We start from the raw sequence: 12,714 nt of genomic DNA on the forward strand, positions 1-12,714 counted from the left end.
GCTTAATTTAAAATCCCACGTTAATTCCAAAAGTTATTGTTTTAGCCTGAGGAGCAGCATAAAAATCATATCCCTGGGTTATATTACCCGAAAAGGCATCAGAGTTTAGCTCAGGGTCCCAACCTTTGTACTTAGTCCACGTTGCCAGGTTAGTGGCCTGCGCATATATTCTTAAACTTTGGAGTTTTATTTTAGAAAGCAGCTCTTTAGGGAAATTATAACCGAGAACTATATTTTTCAAACGAACGTATGACCCATCTTCAATGTATCTTGAGCTTGGGTTTATACCATTACCTCCAAACAAACGGGCCTGGGGCACCATAGTAATATCACCTGGTTTTTTCCATGAAGCTAACTGATCAATAGTTTGATTATCATAACCATTACTGCCGCTTGCCGACATATATTGGCCAGCGCCGTTATAGATATCATTACCATGAACAGACTGTAGTAAAAAACTAAAATCAAAATTTTTGTAGGTAAACGTGTTAGTTAAACCCGCTATATAATCAGGGTTAGGGTCGCCAACTTTTACCTGTTTAGCAAGGTTATAATCGTTTGTAGTGGTCCTGTCGCCAGGGGTCGCATTTACGTACCAGAGCGCATCGCCATTAGCCGGATCGGCACCGGCAAATTCGGCCGTTACGAATACGCCTAATGGCTGACCTTCAACCGCTTGATTCACCGCGTCTCCGCTTCCCTGTATTATTTGTCCTTTTACGTCAGTAACTTTGTTACGGTTGAGTGAAAAATTGAAGCTGGTTGACCAGGTAAACGCTCCAACAAAATTTTTCGAATCTATCTGAAATTCGAAGCCTTTATTTTGCAGTTTACCAAAATTTTGGGTGATAGTTGTATAACCAGATGTAGCCGGTACCTGTACATTCAATAACATATCCCTTGTTTTCTTTTGATAGACATCAAATGTTCCAGATAATCGTCCCTGAAAAAAACCGATATCCAAACCCAGATCGGCCTGCGCGGTAGTTTCCCATTTCAAGTCGGGATTAGGCAGCTGCGTTGGCCTTGCTCCTGCCACACCGGCATATCCAAATGCACTGAACAGTCCGCGGGCAGGAAAATTCCCGATCTCTGAGTTACCTGTAAGACCGTAACTTGCCCTTAACTTCAATTCAGAAACCGTGTTCTGTTCTTTCATAAAATTCTCTTGCGAAATAATCCAACCAACAGAACCTGCGGGGAAAAACCCATAACGGTGGTTAGCGCCAAATCTTGATGAACCATCAATACGGCCGCTTAATGATACCAGGTATCTTTCATCAAAGCTATAGTTAACCCTCGTAAAATATGATAGTAAAGAATAGGCGGTAGAGGTTGACGAACCGGAAGTAAGATCGGCCGCGCTGGTTATCTTTTTATAAGCGTCACTCGGAAACTGGGTACCAGTTAGCTGATTAAGATCATTTTGCTGCCTTTGATAGGTCATACCGCCAACCGCGCTTATATTGCTTTTGCCAATGTCCTGGGTAAACTGCAAAAAGTTATTGGTATTAAAGTTCATTGAAGTTACGGATGAACTAAAGCCGGTTCCGTTTGATGTAGTAGAATTACGCACTGTAAGACTTCCGTTGTAAGTATCCTCCCCGGAGTTTAATATATCAACACCAACTTCAGATCTGAACTTTAAAGAAGGTAATAATTTCACCTCAGCAAAAACGTTCCCAAGATTGCGGTAATCGGTGGTTTTATAATAACTGCTGATTACATTTAACAGCGGATTAAAATATGTTGGATAATTACTGTTTGGCTCGCCGGTGGCAGGATCAAGTGCACCACTTATTAAGCCTGTACGCGGGTCAATGGCCGGTGTAATAGGCGCTAAAGCAACAACCTGTTCTGGTGTTGAAAAGGCATTGTCATTATCCAAACGGTTATTCCGGGTACGTGATAAGCTCAGGTTAGCTCCCACATTTAACCAACTGGTAGCCTGATTTTCGAGATTTACCCTAAAGCTGTACTGATTAAGCGAGTTACTTATCAAATAACCTTTTTGATTGTTGTAGGTACCAGATATATAAAACTTGGTTTTATCGTTGCCTCCTGAAAACACAAGGTTGTAGTTTTGTACAGGGGCGTGCTGGGTAATTTCATCCTGCCAATCGGTATTTACCTTGTAAGTTTTATAATCATCGTTACCGGCAGAATATCTTTTTAACCGGTCTTCTATGGTGGCACTTGAGTATCCCCCATTTTTAGCAGCTTCCCTCATGTAAGCCACATACTGCCTGGCATTCATAAATTTGCGTTCACGGGTAGGTTTACTAAAACCCCAGTATTGATTGTAGGTAATATTAGTTTTACCGGCCTTGCCTTTTTTAGTTGTTACCAGCACAACTCCATTTGATGCCCTTGAACCGTATATCGCGGCAGCAGATGCATCTTTTAAAATTTCTATTGATTCGATGTCATTTTGGTTCAAGTCAACCAGCGGGTTGGTTGATGCGTCGTTGGTTGAAAAATTATCAACTGTAATAGGCAATCCATCAACAACATACAAGGGTTGGCTACCAGCAGATATAGAGGATGCTCCCCGGATGCGCACCTGTATACCTTGTCCTAATTTTCCGTTTTGGGCCTGTATATAAACACCCGGCGTTTTACCCTGAATGGCCGATTCCAAGCTGGGCACAGGAATGTTTGCAACATCTGAACCCTTTATTTTTGATACCGAACCGGTTAACGAACGCCGGCTTTGCGTACCATAACCAACTACCACAACTTCGGTAAGCTGTTTGGCATCAGGTTCTATCTGTGCGTTGATTACATCGCCGGTTATGGCAATCTCGGCCGGCTTATAGCCAACAAACCCAAAAACAAGTATTTTGGCAGTAGCAGGTACTGTTAGCTTATAAGAGCCACTAATATCAGTTTGAGTTCCGGTGCCCGAAACTCCTTTCACGGTTACACTTACCCCAGGCAAGGGCGCCCCGTCCTTTTGGTCTGTTACCTTTCCTGATATAACTCGATTTTGTGCAAAAACAAATGAGATACAGGAGAATAACAACAAAATTGTTAGTAAGTTTTTCTTCATAAGGGGGAATTTTCAGATAAAAAGAAGTAATATATTTATAAAAAGGCACAAAATCAACCGCGCCTTATCAAATTAAGGTGTTTATAACAATATTGGTATAAATTTTGGTTAAAAGTATGCCAAAAACACTAAAATTCAATTAAAATTTGCCCTTTTTCAACCTTGTCGCCAGCTTTTATTTTTAGCTTTCTTATTACAACAGCAGCCGGCGACTTAATAATGTTTTCCATTTTCATGGCTTCAAGTACAAACAGGTTATCACCTTTTTGTACACTATCGCCCTCGGCAGCAAAAACCTTAAGTACCATACCCGGCATGGGGGCTTTTATTTCGCTTACCTTTGCACTATTCAGGTTGCTTAAACCAAGCTTATCAAGTAATAAATCAAACTGGTCTTTTGCCGAAATAGCGTAGATAGTGTTATTCACCTTTATTTCGGCCGTTTTTTCGGTACAGTTAAAAGTTACTACTTCTACGTTGTATGATAACTGATTGTTACCGATAACATGATATACGTTGCCTGCTATATGCTTAATATCTACATTAGCTTTAGCATTATTAACCAGCAAGTCTGATCCGGTCCGGTTTATCTCAAAATCATATTGGGTATTTACTTTTAACTGGTACATTAGAGCGATGAGTTTTGCAAAATTTAAAGTTATTGGTTTTTATTGAAAGGCTGCAAAAAAAATCGAGGTGATTAATTTTAGGGGAGAATAGAAAAACAACCAACTACAAATCTATTGGGTAAATACATATTGGACAAGGTTAGCACCCATCCTTAAGGCTTTTAAGCGACTTTCCTGGGTATCACCGGCATAGGTACCATAATCTTCCCAACCGTTGCCCAAATCGCACTCATAGGTATAAAAGCATACCAATCTGCCTTTATATATCAATCCAAAACCCTGTGCCCGTTTACCATCATGTTCATGAATTTTGGGCAGGCCGTTAGGAAAACTATATTTTTGATGGTAAATCGGATGATTAACCGGCAGCTCAACAAAGTCAAGCTCGGGAAAAACCTTTTTCATTTGCGGACGAATAAACTTATCAAGACCATAATTATCATCGATATGCAAAAACCCTCCGCCCGTTAAATATTTGCGCAAATTGTGGGCTTCCTGATCGGTAAATATCACGTTGCCATGGCCTGTCATAAAAACAAAGGGATAGTTAAATAAAGAAGCACTGCCGGCTTCAACAACATCATCTTCGGCCTCAAAATTTGTTTTTAAATTCTCGTTGCAAAATTTTACCAGGTTTGGCAAAGCAGTACGGTCACCATACCAGTCGCCTCCTCCATTATACTTGAGCCGCGCAATTTTATAGGCTGGTGTATTAAAACCGCTCATGGCTACGACGGCAATAAAAGCAATTGTAATATATTTAGCCAATTTCATATCCGGTTTAAAAAATTCACCTCAAAGCAGGCTTCCAGTGCAGCAGTTTCAGTACGCAGCCGGCTTTCGCCTAAAGTTATTGGTTTAAAACCGTTCTGCAAAGCAGTTTCAATTTCGGTAGGGGTAAAATCACCTTCCGGGCCTATAAGAATGAGATAGCGGCTCTGTAATATTAACTCATTACGCAGGCTTAGTTTTTTTCCGGGTTCGCAATGGGCCATAAATTTTTGCCCGTCAAATGGCCGCGATAAAAGCTCACTGAGCTTTACCGGTTCATTTAAAACAGGGTGATATGCTTTAATGGATTGTTTAATGGCCGCGGTGATGATCTTGCTGAGGCGATCAACCTTAGCTTCTTTGCGCTCCGACCGCTGACTGATAATGAGTGAGACCTCATCGATACCTATCTCCGTAGCTTTTTCTAAAAACCACTCCAGGCGTTCAATATTTTTTGTAGGGGCTACCGCTATGTGCAGGTGATGGCTACGCTTGTTAAATCCTTCTGTAACCGATGTGATGTTTAAGATGGTACGTTTGGGATGGGCATCATGGATAACTGCGGTATAAAAACCTCCCTTACCATCAATCAGCTGCACTTCGCTGCCTGTTTCAAGCCTTAAAACACGTATAGCGTGTTTGCTTTCCTCTTCACTAAGAAAATATTGCGGGTGCGTGGGTTCAATATCAGGAGTATAAAAAAGTTGCATATTGATAGAAGTATCAAGTAGTTAGCATCAAGTATCACGACATCCGTATCTGTTTCATGAAGCTTAAAAAATCCTGATACCTGATACTAACTACTTGATACCATATTTTGATACTAATGTAAATCTACCGCATCTTCTTCATTTATAAGCAGCTCGAGCTTAACCGACTCAATATTCTGGTCTGATTTTCTTAATACGGTAATATTATATCCGTTTGATTCTTTTTGCTCGCCTACATCGGGGATCTTGCCAAATATATCGCCCAGCCAACCAGACACCGTATCAAAATCGCCATCCTCGGGCAGGTCATGCGGTAAATGCTCGTTCACATCGTATATCGGCGCAAGGGCGTTAACTATAAATTCGCGGTCGTTTACTTTTTCAACAATAGGCTTTTCCTCATCGTACTCATCCTGTATCTCGCCTACCAATTCTTCCACAATATCCTCCAGGGTAACCATACCTGCAGTACCGCCAAACTCGTCAAGCACAATGGCAATCTGTATGCGTTTTTGCTGCAGTTCGGCCATCAAATCGTTGATCTTTTTAGTTTCTGGTATAAAGTAGGGTTTCCTGATGATATCTTTTAATACGACCTCTTCATTACGGGCTAATAACGGCAGAATATCTTTGGCATGTACAACGCCAATTATCTTGTCAATCACATCATCATAAACCGGCATGCGGGAGTAACCTTCGGTAATGATCATATCAAGCAACTCCTCCTTGGTTGATGCTATGTCAATACCTGATATCTTGGTACGGGGCACCATGATATTTTTAACAACACGCTCATTAAAATCAAACACATTCTGGATCAGCTCGTGCTCGTTTGAATCAAGCGCTCCTGTTTCGCGGCCCTGCTCAAGCAGGTATTGAAGCTCTTCTGAACTATGGTGAGCCTCGCCGCCGGGTAGGGTCTGTATGCCCAACAACTTCAATATAAAATTAGCAAAGGTGTTCAGTGTCCAAATGAACGGCCGGAAGGTAACGTAAAATATACGGAGTGGTAATGAAACGGTCATTACGGTACGTATTGAACGCTGTATAGCCAGCGATTTGGGAGCGAGCTCGCCAAATACAATGTGAAATACCGTAATGAGCGTAAATGCTGTTATATGGCTTATATTTATAATAATGTTAGAGGTAATTGTTAATCCCATTTCTGAAAATAACCTCAGCATAATGGTAGTCATCACCCCCTCGCCAACAACACCAAGCCCCAGCGAAGCAATGGTAATACCCAGCTGCGTGGCAGCCAGGTAACCATCTAAATTATACATAATGCCCCGCGCCACCTTGGCCATGCGGCTTCCGGTTTTGGCCTGCAGTTCAATCTGCGATCCCCGTACACGTACCATGGCAAACTCGGCGGCTACAAAGAACCCGTTAAGCGCCACCAGTGCAAGTGTAGCAGCTATATAAAAGCCATTTATTTCGAGGTCGGGGGCCATTAATTAAAAATTGTGCGTCGGAAAAGTAGTTTTATACAATTCCAAACTTTCCTGTATCACTTTATGCGCATAACGTAAACCTAACAGGTGTTCAATGGTTACATTTTTGCCTTCCAGCTTTTTATAATCTTTAAAGAAACGAACTATCTCGGTCATGGCATGAGGGGGCAGCTCGTTCAGATCATTGATGTAGTTTACAGACATATCATTCTTTGCTACGGCGATGATCTTATCGTCCTGCTCGCCATTATCAACCATGTGCATCACGCCAACAACCTTTGCTTCGATGATAGACATAGGAAATACATCAATAGAGCAAAGAACAAGAATATCCAGCGGATCTTTATCATCGCAGTAAGTTTGAGGGATAAAGCCATAATTGGCCGGATACATAACCGATGAAAACAATACGCGGTCTAATTTCAATAAACCGGAATCCTTATCAATCTCATACTTTGCTTTTGAGCCTTTCGGTATCTCGATTATTGCATTTACAATTTCAGGGATATTTTCACCGGGAGAAACCTGGTGCCAGGGGTGCAGTGTACTCATTTAGTATATTATATTTATATTATTTCTTTTCTTTTGCTTCTAAAATCTTCTTCCTTACATAAGCCACAATAAGCGGTATTGAGGTGGCTATTATAAGCCCTAACACTATGTACTGCAGGTAATCTTTTAACTGCGGAAACCTTTTACCTAAAAAAAAACCGCTTAACGTAAATGTACATACCCAGGTAACGCTACCTATAAAGTTAAATAAAGTAAACCGCTTTATATCAACCTTTACAACACCTGCAAATATAGGAGCAAATGTTCTAACTATGGGGAAAAATCTGCCTAAAATCAATGCCATGCCACCGTACTTGTTGTAAAACTCGCTGGCAAGCGTTACATAGCGTTTCTTAAAGAATAATGAATCGTTCTTATTAAAAAGTACAGGACCAGTGCGGTAGCCAAACCAATAACCGGTAAAGTTTCCCAATATCCCGGCTCCAATAAGCGATAATACTAATGTGGATATAGATACATCAACCTTGCCTGCTGAGCACAGCAGGCCTGCCATAAATAACAGATAATCTCCCGGCAGAAAAAAGCCAAAAAACAAGCCGGTTTCAGCAAAAACAACAATAAGCAAGAGATAAAAGCCTCCCCTGCTTATGATGGATTGAGCGTCCGTTAAATTTTGAAGGTATTCCCAAAAACTTTCCATTCACTATATCTGTAAAACTACAAATATTAAATCAATTTGCAGTTATCCGTTTACTGATTAAATGAACCGGGCGATAAAATCAGGATAGATACCTATAATGATGGTTACCAATGCCGCAACGGCAAATACGATTTTATAATAAGCAGGTACAATCAGTTCTGAGCGATCGGCAGAGCGGAAATACATAGCTATAATAACCCTGAAATAATAGAAAATACTGATAATAGCATTTACTACTGCAATAATAACCAGCCAAACCTGGTACTTAGCCAGCGCACCCGAAAACATAAAGAACTTACCTATAAAGCCCGCTGTTAATGGTATGCCGGCTAACGAAAGCATAGCAATGGTTATTACAAACGCCAGGAATGGGTTACGCTTTGCCAGGCCATTAAAGCTTTCAAAATTATCGTTGCCATTTTGCTGTTGTACGAGTATCAAGCCCCCGAAGGCGATGATAGAGGCGATAGAATAAGCAGTGGCATAAATAAATACCGAATTGGCCGAACCTGCACCCAAAGCTACAATAGCAAAAAGCAGGTAACCGGCATGTGATATACTTGAAAATGCCAGCATACGCTTAAAGCTTTGCTGATACAACGCCGTGATATTACCAATAAATAAAGTGATCACTGTAATGATCAATAGTACTGGCACCCAAAAGTCAGATAGCGGGGCAAAACAAGCTGAAAATAAACGCAGGAACGCGGCAAAGCCTGCGGTTTTAACCACGGTTGACATAAACGCTGTGATAAGCGTTGGCGATCCTTCATACACGTCTGGTGTCCAGAAATGGAAAGGGGCTGCGCCTACTTTAAAGCAAAGGCCAACAATGATGAGCGCTATGCCTGTATAAAACATCGGGTCGATGTGGTGTGGGTGCGATATAACCCAATCGCGTATTACTTCCAAACTGAACGTGCCGGTTGATCCATATATGAGGGTGATACCAAACAGCAAGAAACCTGTTGAAAAAGCCCCCATCAAAAAGTATTTCAAAGCAGCTTCGTTTGACGCGAAATCGTTTTTCTTGATACCAGCCAGAATATATAAACTTACCGACATGATCTCGATACCGATAAACAGCATCACCAGGTTATAAAAAGAAACCATTACAATAATACCGGCCAGCGAAAACAGGATGATGGCATAATACTCGGCCACATTCTTACTGATCTTTTCAAAGTACCCACCCGATAACATCAGGATAAGGATTGTAGTTATAATGGTGATACCCGAGAAAGCGATGGAGAAATTATCAAACATCATCATACCATGGTAAATAGGCTCAGCAACATTATTCCATTGGGCAATGGCTAAACCTAAAGCGGCTAACAGGCCAACAATAGTAACCGGCAATAATGATTTTGTAGCCTTATACAAGCCGAGGTACAAAAGCACTATAGGTAAAACAGATATGATGATTAAAGTATTCATTTATTTCGAAATTCTAAATCAATTAGAGTTTTGCGTTTATTGATTGTATTAAATTATGAACTGCCGCCTCAGATATATGCATAATAGGATGCGGATAAACACCTATAGCAATGATTAGGATGCAAATAATACCCAATGTTAATTTTTCTGATGCGGTAATGTCGGTAAATGTGGCGGTAAGTTCGTTTGTTTCGCCTTGCATTACATTTTTGTACATACGCAGCATATACACCGCTCCAAAAATAATGGTTAAACCAGCAATGGCCGATATCGTAATGTTCATATAATGAATAGCGCTGTAGTTGAACACGCTGTTCAATAACAAGAACTCACCTACAAAACCATTGGTTAGCGGCAAGCCAACAGTCCCCAGTACAATAATTAAAAATGCTATAGAAAACTGTGGTGCTACTTTAGCTATACCACCCAACTCGCTTATTTCACGGGTATTCATTCTGCGGCTGATGATGTCCCAGATAAAGAACATACCTACAACATTAATACCGTGGTTGAGCATTTGTATCAGCGCTCCCTGAACACCTGTAGCATTCCAGGCAAATATGCCCGCGGCTATAAGCCCAACGTGCGCTATAGATGAGTAAGCTACCAAACGCTTACCATCTTTTTGGTTAAATGCTATTATCGATGCATATACAATACCAATAACAGCCAGTATCATTACCAGACTTTGCCAATGTAAAAAGCCCGCAGGTGCATTAGGTATTAACCAGCGGATAACTCCATAAATTCCCATTTTAAGCATTATACCTGATAACAGCATGGTACCGGCCGTTGGGGCTTCGGTATAAGTATCGGGCTGCCAGGTATGGAATGGGAACAGCGGCATTTTGATAGCAAAGGCCAGGAAAAACGCCCAGAACACCAGCGACTGGTGATGCACGTCTAAACCTATCCGGTAAAACTCATGCAGATCATACGTTTTGCCTGGGTTTTGCAGGTACATATAAATAATGCCCACCAGCATAAATAACGAACCGGCGAACGTGTATATAAAAAACTTAATAGTGATGCGGATGCGGTTTTCACCGCCCCACAGGGCACATATAAAATAAATAGGTATCAGGGCAGCTTCCCATCCTACGTAAAATAAAAATCCGTCTAAAGCGGTAAATACAACCAGCAGGCCGGCTTGCATAAACAATATCAAGCCATAAAATGCACCTGCTTTTTTGTGCTGGTGTTCAAAGGTCGATAAAATGATAAGCGGTACAAGCAGCGTGGTAAGCAATACCATGATCATGCTGATACCGTCAATACCGGCACTAAAGTAAATACCAAATTTGGCTATCCATGGCACATCAATGGCAAACTGCGTGCTTGCATCAGGTGTAAAACGGCTTAAAAATATACCCGCTATTACCAGTTCGGCAACAGAAAAAAACAATGCAGCATATTTGGCAACCCCATTTTTTAATAAGGCTACAATAATTGCGGCAACTACTGGTAAAAAAATTAATATACTAACAGTCATTGTTATATGGTAAACGCTTATCGTTTATTTAGTTAATCCCAATATGCTATATGCCAATACAGCAATAATGCCCAGCACCATGATAAATATGTAGAAACCTACGTTTCCGGTTTGCAGTAAACGCAAACCCTTGCTGGTTTCAACAGTACCTTTGCCTATGCCATTCACCAGACCATCAATACCCAAACGGTCCACCACATTGTAAAAGAAATTCGACAGGAAATCTAATGGCTTGCGGATGATCATATCATAAAGCTCATCAATATAAAACTTGTTGTACGACAAGCTGGTTAATGCAGGGCGCTCCTCGGTATCTGCCGCCGGCACACTGCCTCCCTTTACATATTTAAAGTAAGCGTAAATCATGGCAACCAAAGCCAATACTACCGAAATACCCATCAGCATAAACTCGGTATTAGCTTCTAAATGATGTTCGCCCAGTATGGCGTTTGATTTTTCAAATACCGGTGCCAGGAAATGCTCCAGTTCGTGGTGACCGCCTAATACTTCAGGTACGCCTATAAAACCACCAACTATAGAAAGTATAGCCAGCACAACAAGCGGAATGGTCATGCTTGCAGGCGACTCATGTACATGATGCTCTTGTTCATGTGTACCGCGGAACTTACCGTAAAACGTGAGGTACAGCATCCTGAACATGTAGAAAGAAGTTAACATGGCCGTAAATACGCCTATTACATAAAAAGTTGTGCTATGCGCGTAGGCATGAGCCAGAATTTCGTCTTTTGAAAAGAAACCTGAGAACGGCGGAATACCTGATATAGCAATAGTACCAATCAGCATGGTTGCAAAAGTAATTTTGATCTTTCCTTTTAAACCACCCATTTTACGCATATCCTGTTCATCGCTCATGGCGTGGATCACCGAACCGGCGCCAAGGAACAATAAGGCTTTAAAGAAAGCGTGTGTTAGTACGTGGAAGAAAGCACCTGTATATGCGCCAACGCCCAAACCTAAAAACATATAACCCAACTGCGATACTGTTGAATAAGCCAGTACCTTTTTAATGTCAGTCTGCGTTAGGGCAATCAGTGCCGCAAATAAGGCTGTTGCTAAACCAATTATCGCCACAATCTCCATGGTATCGGGAGACAGTGTATAGAATATGTTAGAGCGGGCAATCATGTAGATACCTGCTGTTACCATGGTAGCAGCATGTATCAGCGCCGATACCGGTGTTGGACCGGCCATCGCATCGGGTAGCCAGGTAAACAACGGCAACTGGGCAGATTTACCAACCGCGCCTACAAACAGCAATATCGTAATTGTAAAAAACGGCGCTGAGCCAACTTTCATGGTTGCCGCTTTTGGAAATATAGTAGCAAACTCAATGCTTCCAAATGCGTATATGATCAGGAATACGCCTAATAAAAATCCAAGGTCGCCAATACGGTTCATGATAAATGCTTTCTTGGCAGCGTCGGCATAACTTGGATTAGTATACCAAAAACCGATAAGCAGGTATGAGCATAAACCTACACCCTCCCAGCCAATAAACATAATCAGGTAGTTTGAGCCCATTACCAGTAGTAACATAAAGAACACGAACAGGTTCAGGTAAGCGAAAAACTTTCCAAAGCCATTATCATGATGCATATAACCTATAGAGTACAGATGGATCAGAAAACCCACACCGGTAATAATGAGTAACATGATAGCACTTAACTGGTCAACCAAAAACGCGAATGGTATTTTCAATGCCCCAACTGATATCCAGTCAAAATAAGTAACATTAACAGGATGACCTGTTGATTTGATTTGGAAGAAAACAGCCAGGCTCAAACCAAAAGAAACCAGTACCAGGAGGCTGCCAATAAAGCCAATTACGTTTTTCGATAATGAATTGCGGCCAAGTCCGTTAATAATAAAACCGGCTAACGGTAATATAGGAATAAGCCAGATGTATTTATCCATGTTTGCTATACGTTGTACGTG

10 protein-coding genes are annotated in these 12,714 nt (G+C 41.3%); all 10 read right to left on the reverse strand.

Annotation, left to right across the window (positions count from 1 at the left end; all coding sequences use genetic code 11):
* Positions 1-7 precede the first annotated feature (7 nt).
* Positions 8-3,052 (reverse strand): SusC/RagA family TonB-linked outer membrane protein, encoded by a 3,045-nt coding sequence (locus SNE25_RS31145; protein WP_321562908.1) that lies wholly within the window; start codon positions 3,050-3,052, stop codon positions 8-10.
* Between the two features lie 128 nt (positions 3,053-3,180).
* Positions 3,181-3,681, reverse strand: a complete 501-nt coding sequence (locus SNE25_RS31150; RefSeq protein WP_321562909.1) for an acetyl-CoA carboxylase biotin carboxyl carrier protein subunit — start codon at positions 3,679-3,681, stop codon at positions 3,181-3,183.
* Positions 3,682-3,792: 111 nt separating this feature from the next.
* Positions 3,793-4,455 carry a DUF4159 domain-containing protein gene (locus tag SNE25_RS31155; RefSeq protein WP_321562910.1) on the reverse strand — a complete coding sequence of 221 codons (663 nt, stop codon included), beginning with the start codon at positions 4,453-4,455 and terminating at the stop codon, positions 3,793-3,795.
* Positions 4,452-5,162, reverse strand: a complete 711-nt coding sequence (locus SNE25_RS31160) for a 16S rRNA (uracil(1498)-N(3))-methyltransferase (protein ID WP_321562911.1) — start codon at positions 5,160-5,162, stop codon at positions 4,452-4,454. Before SNE25_RS31160 ends, SNE25_RS31155 begins: the two co-directional genes overlap by 4 nt.
* 113 nt (positions 5,163-5,275) lie before the next feature.
* Entirely contained in the window at positions 5,276-6,616 is a 1,341-nt protein-coding gene (locus tag SNE25_RS31165) for a hemolysin family protein (protein ID WP_321562912.1), read from the reverse strand.
* 3 nt (positions 6,617-6,619) lie between these two features.
* On the reverse strand, positions 6,620-7,168 hold the full coding sequence (locus tag SNE25_RS31170; protein WP_321562913.1) for an inorganic diphosphatase: 549 nt from the start codon (positions 7,166-7,168) through the stop codon (positions 6,620-6,622).
* Positions 7,169-7,187: 19 nt separating this feature from the next.
* On the reverse strand, positions 7,188-7,829 hold the full coding sequence (locus SNE25_RS31175) for a DedA family protein (RefSeq protein WP_321562914.1): 642 nt from the start codon (positions 7,827-7,829) through the stop codon (positions 7,188-7,190).
* A gap of 57 nt (positions 7,830-7,886) precedes the next feature.
* Positions 7,887-9,266 carry an NADH-quinone oxidoreductase subunit N gene (locus SNE25_RS31180; protein ID WP_321562915.1) on the reverse strand — a complete coding sequence of 460 codons (1,380 nt, stop codon included), beginning with the start codon at positions 9,264-9,266 and terminating at the stop codon, positions 7,887-7,889.
* 22 nt (positions 9,267-9,288) lie between these two features.
* The gene (locus SNE25_RS31185) at positions 9,289-10,758 is read right to left on the reverse strand and encodes a complex I subunit 4 family protein (RefSeq protein ID WP_321562916.1); all 1,470 of its coding nucleotides are present in this window, start codon (positions 10,756-10,758) and stop codon (positions 9,289-9,291) included.
* 24 nt (positions 10,759-10,782) lie between these two features.
* Positions 10,783-12,693 (reverse strand): NADH-quinone oxidoreductase subunit L, encoded by a 1,911-nt coding sequence (gene nuoL, locus SNE25_RS31190; protein ID WP_321562917.1) that lies wholly within the window; start codon positions 12,691-12,693, stop codon positions 10,783-10,785.
* Between the last annotated feature and the right edge of the window lie 21 nt (positions 12,694-12,714).

It is taken from the genome of Mucilaginibacter sabulilitoris, assembly GCF_034262375.1.
Classification (GTDB): Bacteria; Bacteroidota; Bacteroidia; order Sphingobacteriales; family Sphingobacteriaceae; genus Mucilaginibacter; species Mucilaginibacter sabulilitoris.

Bases quoted from the DNA above. Each gene is read 5' to 3' on its own strand.
- SNE25_RS31145 (WP_321562908.1), bottom strand. From the start codon at position 3,052: ATGAAGAAAAACTTACTAACAATTTTGTTGTTATTCTCCTGTATCTCA.
- SNE25_RS31150 (WP_321562909.1), bottom strand. From the start codon at position 3,681: ATGTACCAGTTAAAAGTAAATACCCAATATGATTTTGAGATAAACCGG.
- SNE25_RS31155 (WP_321562910.1), bottom strand. From the start codon at position 4,455: ATGAAATTGGCTAAATATATTACAATTGCTTTTATTGCCGTCGTAGCC.
- SNE25_RS31160 (WP_321562911.1), bottom strand. From the start codon at position 5,162: ATGCAACTTTTTTATACTCCTGATATTGAACCCACGCACCCGCAATAT.
- SNE25_RS31165 (WP_321562912.1), bottom strand. From the start codon at position 6,616: ATGGCCCCCGACCTCGAAATAAATGGCTTTTATATAGCTGCTACACTT.
- SNE25_RS31170 (WP_321562913.1), bottom strand. From the start codon at position 7,168: ATGAGTACACTGCACCCCTGGCACCAGGTTTCTCCCGGTGAAAATATC.
- SNE25_RS31175 (WP_321562914.1), bottom strand. From the start codon at position 7,829: ATGGAAAGTTTTTGGGAATACCTTCAAAATTTAACGGACGCTCAATCC.
- SNE25_RS31180 (WP_321562915.1), bottom strand. From the start codon at position 9,266: ATGAATACTTTAATCATCATATCTGTTTTACCTATAGTGCTTTTGTAC.
- SNE25_RS31185 (WP_321562916.1), bottom strand. From the start codon at position 10,758: ATGACTGTTAGTATATTAATTTTTTTACCAGTAGTTGCCGCAATTATT.
- nuoL (WP_321562917.1), bottom strand. From the start codon at position 12,693: ATGGATAAATACATCTGGCTTATTCCTATATTACCGTTAGCCGGTTTT.